This window comes from Streptomyces sp. NPDC058459 (assembly GCF_042721685.1).
Classification (GTDB): domain Bacteria; phylum Actinomycetota; class Actinomycetes; order Streptomycetales; family Streptomycetaceae; genus Streptomyces.
In genome coordinates this window covers 1-17,597 of sequence record NZ_JBHXLV010000041.1, presented here as the reverse complement: position 1 = coordinate 17,597, position 17,597 = coordinate 1, and the positions used below count along the sequence as shown (strand labels likewise).

Here is a 17,597-nt window from a genome sequence, read left to right as displayed (position 1 = left end):
CGGGGACTGTGGGGCAGGCGCCGTCTGATGTTCCGTACGCCGTTGTACGGCACACCGGGCCGGGGGTGTCAGACCGCCAGGGAGCGGTCGGTGGGGCGGATCGGGGCGGGCAGGTCGCTGGCCCCGGTGAGGTGGCGGTCCACGCCGCGGGCGGCGGAGCGGCCCTCGGCGATGGCCCAGACGATCAGGGACTGGCCGCGGCCCGCGTCACCGGCGACGAACACGCCGGGCACGTTGGTCTGGAAGTCGGCGTCGCGGGCGATGTTGCCCCGCTCGTCCAGCTCCAGGCCGAACTGGTCGACCAGGCCGTTCTCCCGGTCGGTGCCGGTGAAGCCCATGGCGAGGGTGACCAGCTGGGCCGGGATCTTCCGCTCGCTGCCCGGCTTGGAGGTCAGCCTGCCGTCGATGAACTCGACCTCGGCCAGGTGCAGCGACCGCACGTTGCCGTCCTCGTCGCCCTCGAAGTGGGTGGTGGAGACGGCGTAGACCCGCTCGCCGCCCTCCTCGTGGGCGCTGGTGACCTTGTACAGCATGGGGAAGGTCGGCCAGGGCTGGTTCAGCGCGTGCCGCTCCTCGCCCGGCCGGGGCATGATCTCCAGCTGGGTGACGGAGGCCGCGCCCTGGCGGTGGGCGGTGCCCACGCAGTCGGCGCCGGTGTCGCCGCCCCCGATGACCACGACGTGCTTGCCCTCGGCCGAGATCGGCGGGGCCACGTAGTCGCCCTCCTGGACCTTGTTGGACAGCGGCAGGTACTCCATCGCCTGGTGGATGCCGTTCAACTCCCGCCCCGGGACCGGGAGATCACGGGCGGTGGTGGCGCCGGCGGCGATGACGACCGCGTCGTACCGCTTCCTCAGGTCGCCGGCCTTGAGGTCGCGGCCGATCTCCACGCCGGTGCGGAACCGGGTGCCCTCGGCGCGCATCTGCTCGATGCGGCGGTTGATGTGCCGCTTCTCCATCTTGAACTCGGGGATGCCGTACCGCAGCAGGCCGCCGACGCGGTCGGCGCGCTCGTAGACGGCGACCGTGTGGCCGGCGCGGGTGAGCTGCTGGGCGGCGGCGAGCCCGGCCGGGCCCGAGCCGACGACCGCGACCGTCTTGCCGGACAGCCGCTCGGGGACGCGCGGGGCCACGTCCCCCGTCTCCCATGCCTGGTCGATGATCGAGACCTCGACGTTCTTGATGGTGACCGGCTGCTGGTTGATGCCGAGCACACAGGCCGACTCACAGGGCGCGGGGCAGAGCCGGCCGGTGAACTCGGGGAAGTTGTTGGTCGCGTGCAGCCGCTCGGAGGCGGCCGCCCAGTCCTGCCGGTAGGCGTAGTCGTTCCACTCGGGGATCAGGTTCCCGAGCGGACAGCCGTTGTGGCAGAACGGGATGCCGCAGTCCATGCACCGGCCGGCCTGCTTGCCGATGATCGGCAGCAGGGAGCCGGGGACGTAGACCTCGTTCCAGTCCCTGACGCGCTCGCCGACGGGACGGGTCCGGGCGACCTCGCGGCCGTGGTTCAGAAAGCCCCTGGGATCAGCCATTGGTCGCCGCCTCCATCATCTTCTCGGTGATCTCGGTCTCGGAGAGACCGGCCCGCTCGGCGGCGTCCTTGGCGGCGAGCACTGCCTTGTACGTGCTGGGGATGATCCTGCTGAAGCGCTCCACGGACCGGTCCCAGTCCGCGAGCAGCTTGCCCGCGACCGTGGAACCGGTCTCCTCGGCATGGCGGCGCACCACGTCGTGCAGCCAGCTCCGGTCGGTGTCGTCCAGCGGCTCCACCGCGCCCGCGTTGCCCGCGTTGACGTTGTCCGGGTCGAGGTCGATGACGTACGCGATGCCGCCGGACATGCCCGCCGCGAAGTTGCGGCCGGTCCCGCCGAGGACGACGGCGTGACCGCCGGTCATGTACTCGCACCCGTGGTCACCGACGCCCTCGGAGACCACGAGGGCCCCGGAGTTGCGGACGCAGAACCGCTCGCCGGTACGGCCGCGCAGGAACAGCTCGCCGCCGGTGGCGCCGTAGCCGATGGTGTTGCCCGCGATGGTGGAGTACTCGGCGAGGTGGTCGGCCGCCCGGTCGGGGCGGACCACGATCCGGCCGCCGGACAGGCCCTTGCCGACGTAGTCGTTGGCGTCGCCCTCCAGGCGCAGCGTGACCCCGCGCGGCAGGAAGGCGCCGAAGGACTGGCCGGCCGAGCCGGTGAAGGTGATGTCGATGGTGTCGTCGGGCAGGCCGGCGCCGCCGAACTTCCGGGTCACCTCGTGGCCGAGCATGGTGCCGACCGTGCGGTTGATGTTGCGGATGGCGACCTGGGCGCGCACCGGGTGCGCCTCGGTGGCGTCGGTGGCGGCCAGCGCGTCGGCGGCGAGCCTGATCAGCTCGTTGTCGAGCGCCTTCTCCAGCCCGTGGTCCTGGGAGACCACCTGGTGGCGGACGGCGCCCTCGGCCAGCTCGGGCACGTGGAACAGCGGCTCCAGGTCCAGGCCCTGGGCCTTGAAGTGGTCGACGGCGCGCCGCACGTCCAGCACCTCGGCGTGGCCGACGGCCTCCTCGACGGAGCGGAAGCCCAGTTCGGCGAGGAGTTCGCGGACCTCTTCGGCGATGAACCGGAAGAAGTTGACGACGTACTCGGCCTTGCCCTCGAACCGCTCGCGCAGCACCGGGTTCTGGGTGGCGATGCCGACCGGGCAGGTGTCGAGGTGGCAGACGCGCATCATCACGCAGCCGGAGACGACCAGCGGCGCGGTGGCGAAGCCGAACTCCTCGGCGCCGAGGAGCGCGGCGATGACCACGTCCCGGCCGGTCTTCAGCTGGCCGTCGGTCTGGACGACGATCCGGTCCCGCAGCCCGTTGAGCAGCAGGGTCTGCTGGGTCTCGGCGAGGCCCAGCTCCCAGGGGCCGCCCGCGTGCTTGAGCGAGGTGAGCGGGGAGGCGCCGGTGCCGCCGTCGTGGCCGGAGACCAGCACCACGTCGGCGTGCGCCTTGGACACCCCGGCGGCGACCGTGCCGACGCCGACCTCGGAGACCAGCTTCACGTGGATGCGGGCCGAGGGGTTGGCGTTCTTCAGGTCGTGGATGAGCTGGGCGAGGTCCTCGATGGAGTAGATGTCGTGGTGCGGCGGCGGGGAGATCAGGCCGACGCCGGGCGTGGAGTGCCGGGTCCTGGCGACCCACGGGTAGACCTTGTGGCCGGGCAGCTGGCCGCCCTCGCCGGGCTTGGCGCCCTGGGCCATCTTGATCTGGATGTCGTCGGCGTTGACCAGGTACTCGGAGGTGACGCCGAAGCGGCCGGAGGCGACCTGCTTGACGGCGCTGCGGCGCGCCGGGTCGTACAGCCGCTCCGGGTCCTCGCCGCCCTCACCGGTGTTGGACTTGCCGCCCAGCTGGTTCATGGCGATGGCGAGGGTCTCGTGCGCCTCCTGGGAGATGGAGCCGTACGACATGGCGCCGGTGGAGAAGCGCTTGACGATCTCGGAGACCGGTTCGACCTCGTCCACCGGGATCGGGGCGCGGCCGGAGCCGAAGCCGAACAGGCCGCGCAGCGTCATCAGGCGCTCGGACTGCTCGTTCACCCGGTCGGTGTACTTCTTGAAGATGTCGAAGCGGCCCGAGCGGGTCGAGTGCTGGAGGCGGAAGACCGTCTCCGGGTCGAACAGGTGCGGCTCGCCCTCGCGGCGCCACTGGTACTCCCCGCCGATGTCCAGCGTGCGGTGCGCGGGCGCGATGCCGCTGGCGGGGTACGCCTTGGCGTGCCGGTCGCCGACCTCGCGCGCGATGACGTCGACGCCGACGCCGCCGATCTTGGAGGTGGTGCCGGCGAAGTACTTCGCCACGAAGGCGTCCTCCAGGCCGACGGCCTCGAAGACCTGGGCGCCCCGGTAGGAGGCGACGGTGGAGATGCCCATCTTGGACATGACCTTCAGGACGCCCTTGCCGAGGGCGTGGATCAGGTTGCGGATGGCCGCCTCGGGCTCCATGCCGGGCAGGAAGGTGCCCGCGCGGACCAGGTCCTCGACAGACTCCATGGCCAGGTAGGGGTTGACGGCGGCGGCACCGTAGCCGATCAGCAGGGCGACGTGGTGGACCTCGCGGACGTCGCCGGCCTCGACCAGCAGGCCCACGTGGGTGCGCTGCTTGGTGCGGATGAGGTGGTGGTGGACGGCGGCGGTGAGCAGCAGCGAGGGGATCGGGGCGTGCTCGGCGTCGGAGTGCCGGTCGGAGAGCACGATGAGCCGGGCGCCGTTGTCGATGGCGGCGTCGGCCTCGGCGCAGATCTCCTCGATGCGCGCGGCGAGGGAGTCGCCGCCGCCGAAGACCCGGTAGAGGCCGGAGAGGGTGGCGGCCTTGAAGCCGGGCATGTCGCCGTCGGCGTTGATGTGGATGAGCTTGGCCAGCTCGTCGTTGTCGATGACCGGGAAGGGCAGCAGGACCGAGCGGCAGGAGGCGGCGCCCGGGTCGAGCAGGTTGCCCTGGGGGCCCAGCGAGCTGCGCAGGGAGGTGACCAGTTCCTCGCGGATGGCGTCCAGCGGCGGGTTGGTGACCTGGGCGAAGAGCTGGGTGAAGTAGTCGAAGAGCAGCCGGGGGCGCTCGGAGAGGACCGCGATGGGGCTGTCGGTGCCCATGGAGCCGATGGGCTCGGCGCCGGCCTTGGCCATCGGGGCGAGGATGACGCGCAGCTCTTCCTCGGTGTAGCCGAAGGTCTGCTGGCGGCGGGTGACGGAGGCGTGGGTGTGCACGATGTGCTCGCGCTCGGGCAGGTCGCCCAGCTCGATCTCGCCGGCTTCCATCCACTCGGCGTAGGGCTGCTCGACGGCGAGCTGCGCCTTGATCTCGTCGTCCTCGATGATGCGGTGCTCGGCGGTGTCCACCAGGAACATCCGGCCGGGCTGGAGGCGGCCCTTGCGGACCACCCGGGCGGGGTCGATGTCGAGGACGCCGACCTCGGAGCCGAGGACGACCAGGCCGTCGTCGGTGACCCAGTAGCGGCCGGGGCGCAGACCGTTGCGGTCGAGGACCGCGCCGACCCGGGTGCCGTCGGTGAAGGTGACGCAGGCGGGGCCGTCCCAGGGCTCCATCATCGTGGAGTGGAACTGGTAGAAGGCGCGGCGGGCCGGGTCCATGGAGTCGTGGTTCTCCCACGCCTCCGGGATCATCATCAGCACCGCGTGGGGCAGCGAGCGCCCGCCGAGGTGGAGCAGTTCCAGCACTTCGTCGAAGGACGCCGAGTCGGAGGCGTCCGGCGTACAGACCGGGAAGGTGCGGGCGAGGCTGTCGCCGGTGCCGAACAGGTCGGAGCCGAGCTGGGACTCGCGGGCGCGCATCCAGTTGCGGTTGCCCTTGACGGTGTTGATCTCGCCGTTGTGGGCGACGAAGCGGTACGGGTGCGCCAGCGGCCACGACGGGAAGGTGTTCGTGGAGAAGCGGGAGTGCACCAGCGCGATCGCGGAGGCGAACCGGCGGTCGGACAGGTCCGGGAAGAAGGGCTCCAGCTGGCCGGTGGTCAGCATGCCCTTGTAGACGACCGTCCGGGCGGACAGCGAGGGGAAGTAGACCCCGGCCTCCCGCTCGGCGCGCTTGCGCACCACGAACGCCTTGCGGTCCAGCGCGATGCCCTGGCTCGCGTGGTCGGTGACGAAGAGCTGGCGGAAGGCCGGCATGGTCGAACGGGCGGTCGCGCCGAGCAGTTCCGGGGCGACCGGGACCTGGCGCCAGCCGAGGACGGTGAGGCCCTCCTCGGCGGCGATCGTCTCGATCTTCGAGACGGTCTCGTCGGTGCCGTCCTCGGGCAGGAAGGCGATGCCGACGGCGTAGGAACCGGCGGCCGGGAGGTCGAATCCGGCCACCTCGCGGAAGAACGCGTCGGGCACCTGGGAGAGGATGCCGGCGCCGTCCCCGGAGTCGGGCTCGGAGCCGGTGGCGCCGCGGTGTTCGAGATTGCGCAGTACGGTCAGCGCCTGCTCGACCAGCGCGTGGCTCGCCTCACCGGTGAGGGTGGCCACGAAGCCGACGCCGCAGGCGTCGTGCTCGTCGCGGGGGTCGTACATGCCCTGCGCGGCAGGGCGGGCATCCATGAAGGACCAGGCGCGGTCGGTCACGGCATGCGGGGACGGCTGGCGCGTCGTACGCATCGGCTCTCCCGTCGTCGTCAGTGGCGTGTTGCAGGTGCCGAGGGACGACGCTGGCCCTCTGCTGGTGCGAAATTTCGTGCAGGTTACATGATGGAACGCTTGTCGGGAACCGGATACTCCGTTCCACCATGCGGACGCCACAAGGGGGCGCGGCGGGGTGCCGCGGGGCACGGCGGGCGCCGCTCCGGGCGGCTGGAGAAGCAGGGTTTCACCGGGGTTTCGAGCGGGTTCTGCGACTGGGCCGGACGAGTGGTGACCGGTCGGACCCGGGGGGCGCAAGAGGCGTCGTCGCCCGTCTTACGAGTGCACCGCGGGCGCCGTTGCCCGCAGTGCTTACGGGTCATGCCCGACGCTCAAGCGTGCGAAACCCGCAAGTAACAATTATTTATGCGCGGCCCGGTATATGTCCAGGGTCACTCAGCTCACAGCGGTCCCGAACAGGCTGCCGAGCGCGAAGGTCACCCCGGCCGCCGCACCGCCGAGAGCCAGCTGACGCAGTCCGCTGAACCACCAGCTCCGCGCGGTCACCTTCGCCACCACCGCGCCGCAGCCGAACAGTCCGGCGAGCGCCAGCAGCACGGCCGGCCACAGAGCGGTCGCGCCCAGCAGGTAGGGCAGCAGGGGCAGCAGGGCGCCCAGCGCGAAGGCGCCGAAGGAGGAGACGGCGGCGGTCAGCGGGGAGGGCAGATCATCGGGGTCGATGCCCAGTTCCTCCCGGGCGTGTATCTCCAGGGCCTGCTCGGGGTCCTTCGACAGCTGCCGGGCGACCTCGCGGGCGAGCGCGGGCTCGACCCCCCGTGAGGCGTACAGCGCGGCCAGCTCGTCCTCCTCGGCCTGCGGGTGGCTGCGCAGCTCACGGCGCTCGACGTCCAGCTCGGCCTGCACGAGTTCGGCCTGCGAGGCGACGGAGGTGTACTCCCCGGCCGCCATGGAGAAGGCACCGGCCGCGAGCCCGGCGAGGCCGGTGATCACGATCGTCTGGTGGCTCACCGAGCCGCCCGCGACGCCGGTCATCAGGGCGAGGTTGGAGACCAGGCCGTCCATCGCGCCGAACACGGCGGGGCGCAGCCAGCCGCCGTTGACATCGCGGTGGGTGTGGTTGTCGCGGTGCGCCTCGTGCAGCGCGGCCTCGGTCTCGATGATGGCCATGAGGACCCCCGGTAAGCTGAGCCAAAGCTAACTTTGGACTGGTTCTATTTTTCGAAGACCCTCAATCTACGGCGATCCGCGCGCCGATGCCAGCAAGGCGAGGCTGGGCTAACCTGCGGCGTCCTCCGTGATCAGGCGTCCGCGCGAGAGATTTCCAGGTACCGAGCGGGTGATGGCGGGGGCCCGGAGGCTAGGGCGCCGCTCCTCGGGTGGGACACATCCGCAAAGAGACCACGCGGTCCACGCGGTCCCCGCGCTCCACGCGGTCCTGGCGAAGGAGGGTCCCGCCCATGGCATCGAACGCAGCCGCTTCACCGCTCCCCGCCCCCACCGGGCCCGGACTCCGTGAGCGGGCGCGCGGCGCGCTGCTCGGCCTGGCCGTGGGCGACGCGCTGGGCGCCCCCGCCGAGAACCTCAAGCCCTCCGAGATCCGCGCCCGCTGGGGCCGGATCACCGGGTACGTCACCGACCGGCCGTGCGGCACGGACGACACCGAGTACGCGATCTTCTCCGGGCTGCTGCTGGCCCGGCACGGCTCCGCGCTCACCCCGGCGCATGTGGAGGCGGCCTGGCACCAGTGGATCGCGGGCCGGGCCGAGGGCCCCTTCCGGGGCGCGGGGTTCAGTGAGCGGGGGACGCTGGAGAACCTGCGCCGTGGGCTGGCGGCGCCCATCTCCGCCCAGCACCGGCACGCCTGGAGCGACGGGCTGGCCATGCGGGCGGCGCCGTTCGGGGTGTTCGCGGCGGGGCGGCCGGCCGAGGCGGCCCGGCTGGTGGCGATCGACGGCTCGGTCAGCCACGAGGGCGAGGGCATCTACGGCGGTCAGGCGGTCGCTGCCGGGGTGGCCGCCGCCATGGCGGGCGCGCAGCCGGCCGTGGTGATCGCGGCCGCCCTGGCCGTCGTACCGGACGACTCCTGGACCGCCCGCTCGCTGCGCCGCGCCGTCGCCGTCGCCCACCGGGGCGAACGCGCCGTCCGCTCGGCGGTGGTCATCGGCGGCTACCCCTGGACCGACCTCGCCCCCGAGGCGGTCGCCCTCGCCTTCGGCGCGTACGCGGCGGCCGACGGCGAGTTCCGGGAGGCGGTGCTGACGGCCGTCAACATGGGCCGCGACGCGGACACCACGGCGGCGGTCGCGGGCGCTCTGGCCGGCGCCACCGGCGGCATCGGCACGATCCCCGCCATGTGGGCCACCGCCATCGGTCCGGCCCGCGGCAGGTGCCTGCCCGCCATGTCGGGCCACCACATTCTCGACATCGCCGAACTCCTGACCCCGGAGGAGGGCGGCAGGTGGGGCGAGGGGGTGATCCTGCCGGACCTGTTGCCGGAGGGGCTGCGGCTCACGCTCTCGAGTCCCGCCCCGGTGGCCGCCGGTGACCCACCCGTCCCCCTGACGGGCACCGCGCCGGACAGACTCGACGGCGCCGCCCCCCTCGCCCTCACGCGTACGGTGACCCCGCTCCGCCCGGCCGGGCCCGCCCCCTCGGAGCCGGACCCCGACGACCGGACGCCGCTCCGCCCGGCCGCACACATCACCCGAACGCCCGAGGCCACGCCCCCCGCCCTCACAACCCCAGCCGCCCCCGACCCCCTGGCGCCACAGGCCACACCCATCCCCGGCCCGCCCGAAGCCACACCGCCCGCCCTCGCAGCCCTGGCCGCCGGCGCCCCCGAACCCCCGGCGACACCGGCCGCCGCGCGGAGGTCGCCCTGCCCGGTCCCGGAGGTCCCCTCCCCCGGAACCGCCGGTGGCCGCCTCGCCGGCCCGGAGGCCAGGCCGTGACCCGGCGGATCGAGGGCCTGCTGCTGGGGCTGGCCGCCGGGGACGCGGCCGGCTGGCCCGCGGCGCGGCACCGGGCGGCCCGGATGCCGGAGTGGACGCGGCGGCTGACCCGGGAACTGGACACCTTCGCCGAGCAGAACGCGACGACCACGCTCCCGGTGCCCATCGCGCTGAACCAGCCCCCGGAACCGCTCAGGCTCGGGCCCTCCGACGACGCGGAGTGGGCGGCGTTCGCGGCCGAGGCGGTGCTGCGGGCCGGGGACGACGTCCTGGGCGACCTCAGCCGGGACCGCCGGATGCGCGCCGCGATCGACCTGACGTGGACCGCGGTCGCCTCCGAGGTCGCCGCGGCGGCCGAACGGGCGCCGGAGATCGAGTCGGCCGTACTCCCCCTGCGCGCCCGCATCTCCGTCCGCGCGGGCCTCGGCAACCTCGCCGCCGGGCTGCGTCCGCCCGCCTCCGGCCACGACAACCCCCACTACTTCGACGACGCGGCCTGTGTACGGGCCTGTGTGCTGGCCGTCGCCCATCCCGGCGACCCGGCCCGCGCGGCGGACCTGGCGGAGTTCGACGCCCGCTACACGCAGGACGGTGACGGGGTGCACGGGGCGCGGGCGATGGCGGCGGCGCTGGCCATGGCTCTGTCCGGCGCGGGCGCGGACGCGTGTGTGGCGGCCGCGCTGGACGAGCTGCCCGAGAGCACGGAGATCGGCCGCAACGCCCGGCACGCGCTGGCGCTGGTGACCGGCACCGACACCGCGTTCGCCCTGGTCCCGCTGCTGGAGCACCAGATCGTGGACCACGTCTACAGCTACGGCATCGCCGCCGCCGAGACCGTCCCGGTGGCGCTCGCGCTGACCCTCTCGGCCGCCGGACGCCTCGCCGAGGCGGTACCGGCGGCCGCCTGCCTGTCCCGGGTCGCCGACTCCGCGCCCGCGCTCGCCGGGGCGCTGTGCGGGGCGCTGGGCGGCGGGGAGTGCGTGCCGGAGGCGTGGCGGCACTCCTGCCGGACCCTCTCCGGCTGCGCGCTGCCCCGGCTGACCGGCACCGATCTGGTGGAACTCGCCGGACTGCTGGAAGCCGCCCAACGGGCCCGGCCGGAGGGATGATGCGCGCATGATGCCCAGAAGTGATGAAATCTCCGGCCCCGGCGGGACCGGTCTGGACGAGCGGATCACCGGCGCGCTGCTCGGCGCCGCCGCGGGGGACGCCCTCGGCGGGCCGGTCGAGGGCTACAGCCCGGACCAGATCGTCGAGCGGCACGGCGGCCGGGTGCACGGGATCGTCGGCCCCTGGAACGGCGACGACTGGCGCACCGCCCGCCCGATCGCGCCCTACCACAAGGGCGACGGGCACGTCACCGACGACACCCTGATGACGCACGCCCTGATCCGGGTCTACGCCCGCGTCCGGGACCACCTCGACGCGTACGCCGTCGCGGAGCACCTGGTGCCGGACCTGATGACCGAGCCGCGCTGGATTCCGGAGCTGGAGGCGGAGGCGCTGCCGCTGCAGCGGATCTTCCTCGCCGAGAAGTGGCTGGTGGCCCGGCTCGCGTACGGGCATGTGGACCCGCGTGAGGCGGGCACCGGCAACATCGTCAACTGCGGGGCGGCGATGTACATGGCCCCGGTCGGCCTGGTCAACGCGGCCAACCCGGCGGGCGCCTACACCGAGGCGCTGGACGTGGCGGGCGCCCACCAGTCGTCGTACGGGCGGGAGGCGGCCGGGGTGTTCGCGGCCGCCGTGGCCGCCGCGTGCGCGCCGGGCGCGACCCCGGACTCGGTGGTGGCCGCGAGCCTGGCGCTGGCCAAGGACGGCACCCGCGAGGCCATCGAGAAGGTCTGCGAAGTGGCCGCCGGACACGGCGACTTCGAGTCGGCGCTCCTCCCGCTGCGCCGGGCGGTCACCCCGTACGACACGGTCGGCCCCGACTACCGCGCCCCCTCGCTCGGTGCCCGCCGGCCCTCCCGGCTGCACTCGATCGAGGAACTCCCGGTCGCCCTCGGCATGTTGGTGGTCGCGGGCGGTGATCTGCGGCACGCGGTGCTGGGCGCGGTGAACTACGGCAGGGACTGCGACTCGATCGCCACCATGGCCGGCGCGCTCGCGGGCGCGCTCGGCTCGCCGGTGCCCGAGGACTGGGCGAAGACGGTCGCTGAGGCGAGCCGCCTCGACCTGTGGGCCCCGGCCCGCGAACTGACCGAGGTCGCCCGCGAGGTGTTCGCCCGGGACACCGGGCGGCGCCGGGCGCACGAGCGGGCGTTCGCCGCGCTGGGAGGTACCGCATGCTCCGGCTGACGTGGACGCAGCCCGAGGACCTGGTCGGCCATGAGCTGCGCCAGGCCCGCCTGGACGGCCGTAACGCCACCCGGATCGAGGCGCGCTGGCGCGCGGCGGGCGGCGCGGACGCCCCGGAGCGCGCCGGTGCCTCACCGGAGCCCGTCTCCCGCTACCTGCGCCTGCTCGCCGAGGACCTGCTCGACGAACTGGCCGAGCTGCCCAGCGAGTCGGCCGACCAGGAGCCGACCGCGCTGGACCGGATCAAGGCCCTGTGCCCCGACTGGCCCGCCTCCCCCACCACGCGCACGGCCCCCGGCCCGGACGCGCTGGAGGCCGCCTGGCTGGGCCGGGCCATCGGCTGTCTGCTCGGCAAACCGGTGGAGAAGCTCCCCCTGGACGGCATCCGCGCCCTGGCCCGCGCCACCGGCAACTGGCCGCTGACCACCTGGTTCACCGCGAAGGGCGTGCCCGGGGAGCTGCTCGCCCGGCACCCCTGGAACCGCCGTTCCGCCCCGACCTCGCTGGCCGAGAACATCGACGGCATGCCGGAGGACGACGACCTCAACTACCCCCTGCTGGGCCTGCTGCTCCTGCGCCGGCACGGCCGCGCCTTCACCACCGACGACGTGGCCCGGCTCTGGCTGGACGAACTCCCGCCCGGCCGCGCCTTCACCGCCGAACGCGTCGCCCTGCGCAACCTGCTCGCCGGGGTGGAGCCTCCGCACACCGCCCGGTTCCGCAACCCGTTCCGGGAGTGGATCGGCGCCCTGATCCGTGCCGATGTGCACGGCTGGACCAACGCGGGCGACCCGGGGGCCGCCGCCGCGCAGGCGCACCGGGACGCGGTCCTCACCCACACCGCCACCGGCGTCCACGCGGCGATGTTCGCGGCCGCCGTGATCGCCGCGGCCACCTCCGGCACCCAGGACGTGCACGCCTGCCTGCGCACCGGCCTCACCGTGGTCCCGCCCGGCTCCCGGCTCGCCCGCGCCGTCGGCCAGGCCGTCCGGCTGGCCGAGCGGCACACGGACTTCGATGACGTGGTGGACGCGCTCCACACGATGTACGGCCCCACCCACCACTGGGTGCACGCCCTGCCCAACACCGCCCTGATCACCGCCGCGCTCACCCACGCCGACGGTGACTTCACCGGCTCGGTCTGCCGGGCGGTGTCGGGCGGCTGGGACACCGATTCCAACGGCGCGACGGCCGGCTGCGTCGCGGGCCTCCTCGCGGGCGCCCCCGACGCGCTGCCGGAGCGCTGGCGGGCCCCGCTGAAGAACCGGCTCGCCACCTCGGTCGCCGACTTCGACGGCACCGGCTTCGACACCCTCGCCCGACTCACCCACCTGGAGGCGACCCGCCCATGACCCACATCGTCGTGCTCGGCAGCACGAACATGGACCTCGTCACCTATGTCACCAAGGCACCGCAGCGCGGCGAGACCGTCACCGGCCGGGAGTTCCGCACCATTCCCGGCGGCAAGGGCGCAAACCAGGCGACCGCCGCCGCCCGCGCCGGTGCCGTGGTGTCGCTGATCGGCGCGGTCGGCAACGACACGTACGGCACCCGGCTCCGCGAGACCCTCGAACACTCCGGGGTGGACACCGACTTCCTGCGCACGGTGGAGGGGCCGTCCGGCACCGCGCACATCGTGGTGGACGACGAGGGCGGCAACTCCATCGTCGTCGTCCCCGGCGCCAACGGCACCGTCGACCACCTCTCCCCCGGCGACGAGGGCCTGATCGCCTCCGCCGACGCCCTGCTGCTCCAGCTCGAAGTGCCGCTCCGGGCCGTGATCGCGGGCGCGGAGGCGGCCCGGCGGCACGGCGTCCGCACGGTGCTCACCCCCTCCCCCGCGCAGCCGCTGCCGGAGGAGCTGCTGAGCGTGACCGACGTGCTGGTCCCCAACGCCTACGAGGCCGTCACCCTCACCGGCCGCACCGACCCCCTCGACGCGGCCGTCGGCCTGCTCGACCTGGTGCCGGAGGTGGTGCTCACCCTCGGCGAGGCGGGGGTGCTGTACGTGTCCCGGGACACCGAGCCGCTCGCGGTGCCCGCGCACCAGGTCGCCGCGATCGACTCCACGGGCGCGGGCGACACCTTCGCCGGGGCGTACGCGGTCGCCGTGGCCGAGGAGAAGCCGCTGCGGGAGGCGCTGTCCTGGGCGGCGGCCGCGGCCGCGCTGTCGGTGCAGCGGGAAGGGGCGTCGGGGTCGATGCCGTACCGCCCCGAGATCGAGACGCAGTACACCGCATGAGCGCCGACCGGTCCGAGAACGCGGCCCGCCCGCCGCTGGACGGCCTGCGGGTGCTGGACCTGGCCACCCTGTTCGCCGGTCCGCTGGCCGCCACGATGCTCGGCGACTTCGGCGCCGAGGTGATCAAGGTGGAGCATCCGCTGCGGCCCGACCCGTCCCGGGGGCACGGCCCGGCCAAGGACGGCATCGGCCTGTGGTGGAAGGTGCTCGGCCGCAACAAGCGGACCATCACCCTGGACCTGTCCCGCCCGGGTGGCCGGGACACCCTGCTGAGGCTCGCCGCAACCGCCGACGTGGTGATCGAGAACTTCCGCCCCGGCACGCTGGAGAAGTGGGACCTGGGCTGGCCGGAGCTGTCGGCGGCCAACCCCCGGCTGGTCCTGGCGCGGGTCACCGCCTTCGGCCAGTTCGGCCCGTACGCGCACCGGCCAGGCTTCGGCACGCTGGCCGAGGCGATGAGCGGTTTCGCGGCCCTCACCGGTGAGCCGGAGGCACCCCCGACCCTGCCGCCCTTCGGGCTCGCCGACTCCATCGCCGCGCTGGCCACCGCGTACGCCGTGCTCGCCGCGCTGGCCGCCCGGCAGCGCACCGGCGCCGGACAGGTGGTCGACATGGCGATCATCGAGCCGATGCTCGCCGTGCTGGGCCCCCAGCCGACCTGGTACGACCAGCTCGGCCACGTCCAGGAGCGCACCGGCAACCGGTCCGCGAACAACGCCCCGCGCAACACCTACCGCACCCTGGACGGCAGCTGGGTCGCGGTCTCCACCTCGGCGCAGTCGGTGGCGGAGCGGGTGATGCGGCTGGTGGGCCGCCCGGAGCTGATCGACGAACCGTGGTTCGCCACCGGGGTCCAGCGGGCCGCGCACACCGACGAGCTGGACCGGGCGGTCGGCGCCTGGATCGCGGCCCGCACCCGCGACGACGTGCTGTCCGCCTTCGAGAAGGCGGAGGCGGCCATCGCCCCGGTGCAGGACGTACGGGACGTGTTCGAGGACCCGCAGTACCAGGCGCTGGACACGGTCACCACCGTCCCCGACCCGGACCTGGGCCCGCTGCGCATGCAGAACGTGCTCTTCCGGCTCTCCGCGACCCCCGGCGCGATCCGCTGGGCCGGGCGCGGGCACGGCGCCGACACCGACACGGTCCTCACCGAGCTGGGCCTCGGCCCGGCCGAGATCGGCGCGCTGCGCGAGGAGGGTGCGCTGTGACCCCGCTGACCTGGCTGTACGTCCCCGGCGACCGGCCGCGCGTGGTGGACAAGGCGCTCGCGGCGGGCGCCGACGTGGTGGTGATCGACCTGGAGGACGCGGTCGCCCCGGACCGCAAGGAGTACGCCCGCGCGGCCACCGCCGACCGGCTCGCCGACCCCCAGCCGGTCCCGGTCCACATCCGCCTCAACGGCCCCGACGGACCCTGGGCGACGGCCGACCTCGCGGCCCTGGCCGACCTGCCGGGCGCCTCCGGCCTGCGGCTGCCCAAGGTGGCGGTGCCCGAGCAGATCCGCCGTACCGCCGAGGCCACCGCGCTGCCGCTGTACGCGCTGCTGGAGTCGGCCCTCGGCATCGAGCACGCCTACGCCATCGCCACCGCCCATCCCGCCCTGCGGGGCCTCTCCCTCGGCGAGGCCGACCTGCGCTCGGACCTCGGGGTACGGGCCGACGCGGGCCTGGACTGGTGCCGGGCGCGGGTGGTGGTGGCCGCCCGCGCGGCCGGCCTGGCCCCGCCGCCCCAGTCGGTGCATCCCGACGTACGGGACCTGGAGGGGCTCGCCGCGTCCTGCGCCCGTGGCCGCGCCCTCGGCTTCGTGGGCCGGGCGGCGATCCATCCCCGCCAGCTCCCGGTGATCGCGCGGGCCTACCTCCCCACCCCGGAGGAGGTCGCGGAGGCCGAGACGGTGCTGAAGGCGGCGGCCGCCGAGCAGGGGGCCCTCGCCCTGCCGGACGGCCGTTTCATCGACGCGGCGGCGGTGGCCCAGGCCCAGCGCATCCTGTCGATGGCGGGAGGGGCCTGAACACGGCGATGGGCGCCCGGAGGTGTTCCGGACGCCCATCGCCATGCGTACGGGGCCGAGGTCAGCCCTTCTTGCCGGAGTCGGCGGTGTCCTTGACGCCGGCCTCCGGCTCGGGCTCGGACTCGGGCTCTGGCTCGGACTCGGCCGGGGTGTCCTCGGACTCGGTCTTGTCGGCCCTCTCGGCCTTCTCGGCCTTGTCCGCCTCGTTCGCCTTGGTCATATCGGCCTTGGCCTCGGTGTCATCCGCGTCGGCCCCGGTCCCAGCATCCGCCGGACCGTCGGGGACACCCTGCTCCACGGCCGCCTCGCGCCCCGGCCGCCGCCGGGCCGAGAGCACCAGGTAGGTCACGGCGAGCAGGAACACCACGATGGCGGTCCAGACGTTCAGCCGGACACCCAGGATGTGGTGGGCGTCGTCCACCCGCATGTACTCGATCCAGACGCGGCCCGAGCAGTACGCGGCGACGTACAGCGCGAAGGCGCGGCCGTGGCCCAGCTTGAAGCGGCGGTCGGCCCAGATGACCAGGAGGCCGACGCCCACGCACCACAGCGACTCGTAGAGGAAGGTCGGGTGGTAGTAGCCCGGTACCCGGCCGCCCTCGGAGGAGGTGATGTGCAGGGCCCAGGGCAGGTGGGTCTGGTGGCCGTACAGCTCCTGGTTGAACCAGTTGCCCCAGCGGCCGATGGCCTGGGCGAAGGCGATGCCGGGTGCGACGGCGTCGGCGTAGGCGGGCAGGGCCACGCCCATGCGCCGGGCGCCGATCCAGGCGCCTAGCGCACCGAGGGCGATGGCGCCCCAGATGCCGAGGCCGCCCTCCCACACCTTGAAGGCGTCCACCCAGTTCCGACCCGGGCTGAAGTACAGCTCATAGTCCGTGATCACGTGGTAGAGCCGGCCGCCGACGAGGCCGAAGGGCACGGCCCACACCGCGATGTCGGCGACCGTGCCGGGGCGGCCGCCCCGCGCGATCCAGCGCTTGTTGCCGAGCCAGACGGCGACGAAGACACCGATGATGATGCAGAAGGCGTAACCGCGCAGCGGGATGGGGCCGAGGTGCAGCACCCCGCGCGACGGACTGGGAATGTAGGCAAGTTCCATGGCAGGACCGACGCTACCGTGCCGGGCCGTGCGGTCGCCGCGCGGCCGGGCTACGGGTCCATAACGGGGAGGTGAGAAAAGCCCCTCAACCGCGGTCGGCGCTCTCCACCATCTCCTTGAGCTTCTCGGGGGTCATGGACTGGTCCTGGTAGATGTTCTTGCCGCCGAACAGCACGGTCGGGGTGCCGCCGAAGCCGCCGGAGGCGAACGCCTGCTGCGAGCGGTCCACCCAGGTGTTGTGCGTGCCGTCCTTCACACAGGAGCGGAACGCCGGTGTGTCGAGGCCCTTGACCTTGCCCGCGAGGTCGATCAGCTTGCCGTTGTCGGCGAAGGCGTCGTCGGTCTCCGGGGGCTGGTTCGCGTACAGCACGTCGTGGTACTCGCGGAACTTTCCGGCGTCCTGGGCGCAGGCGGCCGCGTTGGCCGAGTGCAGCGAGCCGGTGCCGCGCATGTTGCCGTCGATCAGGCGGACCAGGTGGTACTCGACCCGGAGCCTGCCCGCGTCGGTCAGCCCGTGCAGCGTGGAGCGGTACCGCGTCTCGAAGGACTGGCAGGCCGGGCAGCGGAAGTCCTCCCAGACGGTGAGCGTGGACCTGGCGCCCTCCTTGCCGACCGGGATCGCCAGGCTGTCCTTGCCCTGGGCGCCGGAGGGGGCCACGACCGGGCCCGCGTTCTTGCTGCCCTTGTCCTTGCCGGCGTTGGCCGCGATGACCCCGATCACCGCGGCGAGGCCCAGCACGCCGACGACACTCACGCCGACGATCAGCGCGCGCCGGCGCTTCTCCGCGGACTTCTGCTTCTCGCGCTCGGCGGCCAGGCGCTGGCGGGCGGTGCGCTTTCCGTCACGGTTGTTCTCGCTCACACCCCCTGAACGAACCGGGGAGGCGC

At 73.7% G+C, this 17,597-nt stretch carries 11 protein-coding genes and 1 pseudogene; 7 read left to right on the top strand and 5 right to left on the bottom strand.

All coding sequences use genetic code 11. The annotated features are described in order from the left end of the window. Positions 1–68: 68 nt before the first annotated feature. From ACFWN1_RS11075 to ACFWN1_RS11065, 3 genes are all read right to left on the bottom strand, one after another. The gene (locus tag ACFWN1_RS11075) at positions 69–1,532 is read right to left on the bottom strand and encodes a glutamate synthase subunit beta (protein ID WP_384359880.1); all 1,464 of its coding nucleotides are present in this window, start codon (positions 1,530–1,532) and stop codon (positions 69–71) included. Then, positions 1,525–6,120 (bottom strand): glutamate synthase large subunit, encoded by a 4,596-nt coding sequence (gltB, locus tag ACFWN1_RS11070; RefSeq protein WP_384359878.1) that lies wholly within the window; start codon positions 6,118–6,120, stop codon positions 1,525–1,527. The genes ACFWN1_RS11075 and gltB overlap by 8 nt, the downstream gene beginning before the upstream one ends. Positions 6,121–6,537: 417 nt before the next feature. Further along, positions 6,538–7,269 (bottom strand): VIT1/CCC1 transporter family protein, encoded by a 732-nt coding sequence (locus tag ACFWN1_RS11065; protein WP_384359876.1) that lies wholly within the window; start codon positions 7,267–7,269, stop codon positions 6,538–6,540. A gap of 290 nt (positions 7,270–7,559) precedes the next feature. Between ACFWN1_RS11065 and ACFWN1_RS11060 the strand changes: the two are divergent. The 7 genes and pseudogenes from ACFWN1_RS11060 to ACFWN1_RS11030 all read left to right on the top strand — a co-directional run. Then, positions 7,560–8,552: pseudogene (locus ACFWN1_RS11060) on the top strand (ADP-ribosylglycohydrolase family protein); the annotation flags it as partial. A gap of 497 nt (positions 8,553–9,049) precedes the next feature. Beyond that, positions 9,050–10,162, top strand: a complete 1,113-nt coding sequence (locus tag ACFWN1_RS11055; RefSeq protein WP_384359873.1) for an ADP-ribosylglycohydrolase family protein — start codon at positions 9,050–9,052, stop codon at positions 10,160–10,162. Positions 10,163–10,169: 7 nt separating this feature from the next. Beyond that, positions 10,170–11,354, top strand: a complete 1,185-nt coding sequence (locus ACFWN1_RS11050) for an ADP-ribosylglycohydrolase family protein (RefSeq protein ID WP_384359871.1) — start codon at positions 10,170–10,172, stop codon at positions 11,352–11,354. Then, complete coding sequence (locus ACFWN1_RS11045; RefSeq protein WP_384359869.1) at positions 11,342–12,706, top strand: ADP-ribosylglycohydrolase family protein; 1,365 nt, start codon at positions 11,342–11,344, stop codon at positions 12,704–12,706. The genes ACFWN1_RS11050 and ACFWN1_RS11045 overlap by 13 nt, the downstream gene beginning before the upstream one ends. Then, positions 12,703–13,596 carry a ribokinase gene (gene rbsK / locus ACFWN1_RS11040; protein ID WP_384359867.1) on the top strand — a complete coding sequence of 298 codons (894 nt, stop codon included), beginning with the start codon at positions 12,703–12,705 and terminating at the stop codon, positions 13,594–13,596. Before ACFWN1_RS11045 ends, rbsK begins: the two co-directional genes overlap by 4 nt. Next, the gene (locus ACFWN1_RS11035; RefSeq protein ID WP_384359865.1) at positions 13,593–14,807 is read left to right on the top strand and encodes a CaiB/BaiF CoA transferase family protein; all 1,215 of its coding nucleotides are present in this window, start codon (positions 13,593–13,595) and stop codon (positions 14,805–14,807) included. Before rbsK ends, ACFWN1_RS11035 begins: the two co-directional genes overlap by 4 nt. Continuing rightward, on the top strand, positions 14,804–15,610 hold the full coding sequence (locus tag ACFWN1_RS11030) for an HpcH/HpaI aldolase/citrate lyase family protein (RefSeq protein WP_384359863.1): 807 nt from the start codon (positions 14,804–14,806) through the stop codon (positions 15,608–15,610). The genes ACFWN1_RS11035 and ACFWN1_RS11030 overlap by 4 nt, the downstream gene beginning before the upstream one ends. 61 nt (positions 15,611–15,671) lie before the next feature. Here ACFWN1_RS11030 and lgt read toward each other — a convergent pair whose 3' ends face one another. Together lgt and ACFWN1_RS11020 are read right to left on the bottom strand one after the other, a co-directional pair. After that, positions 15,672–16,709 (bottom strand): prolipoprotein diacylglyceryl transferase, encoded by a 1,038-nt coding sequence (gene lgt, locus ACFWN1_RS11025; RefSeq protein WP_384359861.1) that lies wholly within the window; start codon positions 16,707–16,709, stop codon positions 15,672–15,674. Positions 16,710–16,794: 85 nt separating this feature from the next. After that, the gene (locus ACFWN1_RS11020) at positions 16,795–17,571 is read right to left on the bottom strand and encodes a DsbA family protein (RefSeq protein WP_384359916.1); all 777 of its coding nucleotides are present in this window, start codon (positions 17,569–17,571) and stop codon (positions 16,795–16,797) included. Positions 17,572–17,597: the final 26 nt, after the last annotated feature.

What these genes read in the sequence shown, in the direction of transcription:
- ACFWN1_RS11075 (WP_384359880.1), bottom strand. Translation starts at nt 1,532, where the DNA reads ATGGCTGATCCCAGGGGCTTTCTGAACCACGGCCGCGAGGTCGCCCGG.
- gltB (WP_384359878.1), bottom strand. Translation starts at nt 6,120, where the DNA reads ATGCGTACGACGCGCCAGCCGTCCCCGCATGCCGTGACCGACCGCGCC.
- ACFWN1_RS11065 (WP_384359876.1), bottom strand. Translation starts at nt 7,269, where the DNA reads ATGGCCATCATCGAGACCGAGGCCGCGCTGCACGAGGCGCACCGCGAC.
- ACFWN1_RS11050 (WP_384359871.1), top strand. Translation starts at nt 10,170, where the DNA reads ATGATGCCCAGAAGTGATGAAATCTCCGGCCCCGGCGGGACCGGTCTG.
- ACFWN1_RS11045 (WP_384359869.1), top strand. Translation starts at nt 11,342, where the DNA reads ATGCTCCGGCTGACGTGGACGCAGCCCGAGGACCTGGTCGGCCATGAG.
- rbsK (WP_384359867.1), top strand. Translation starts at nt 12,703, where the DNA reads ATGACCCACATCGTCGTGCTCGGCAGCACGAACATGGACCTCGTCACC.
- ACFWN1_RS11035 (WP_384359865.1), top strand. Translation starts at nt 13,593, where the DNA reads ATGAGCGCCGACCGGTCCGAGAACGCGGCCCGCCCGCCGCTGGACGGC.
- lgt (WP_384359861.1), bottom strand. Translation starts at nt 16,709, where the DNA reads ATGGAACTTGCCTACATTCCCAGTCCGTCGCGCGGGGTGCTGCACCTC.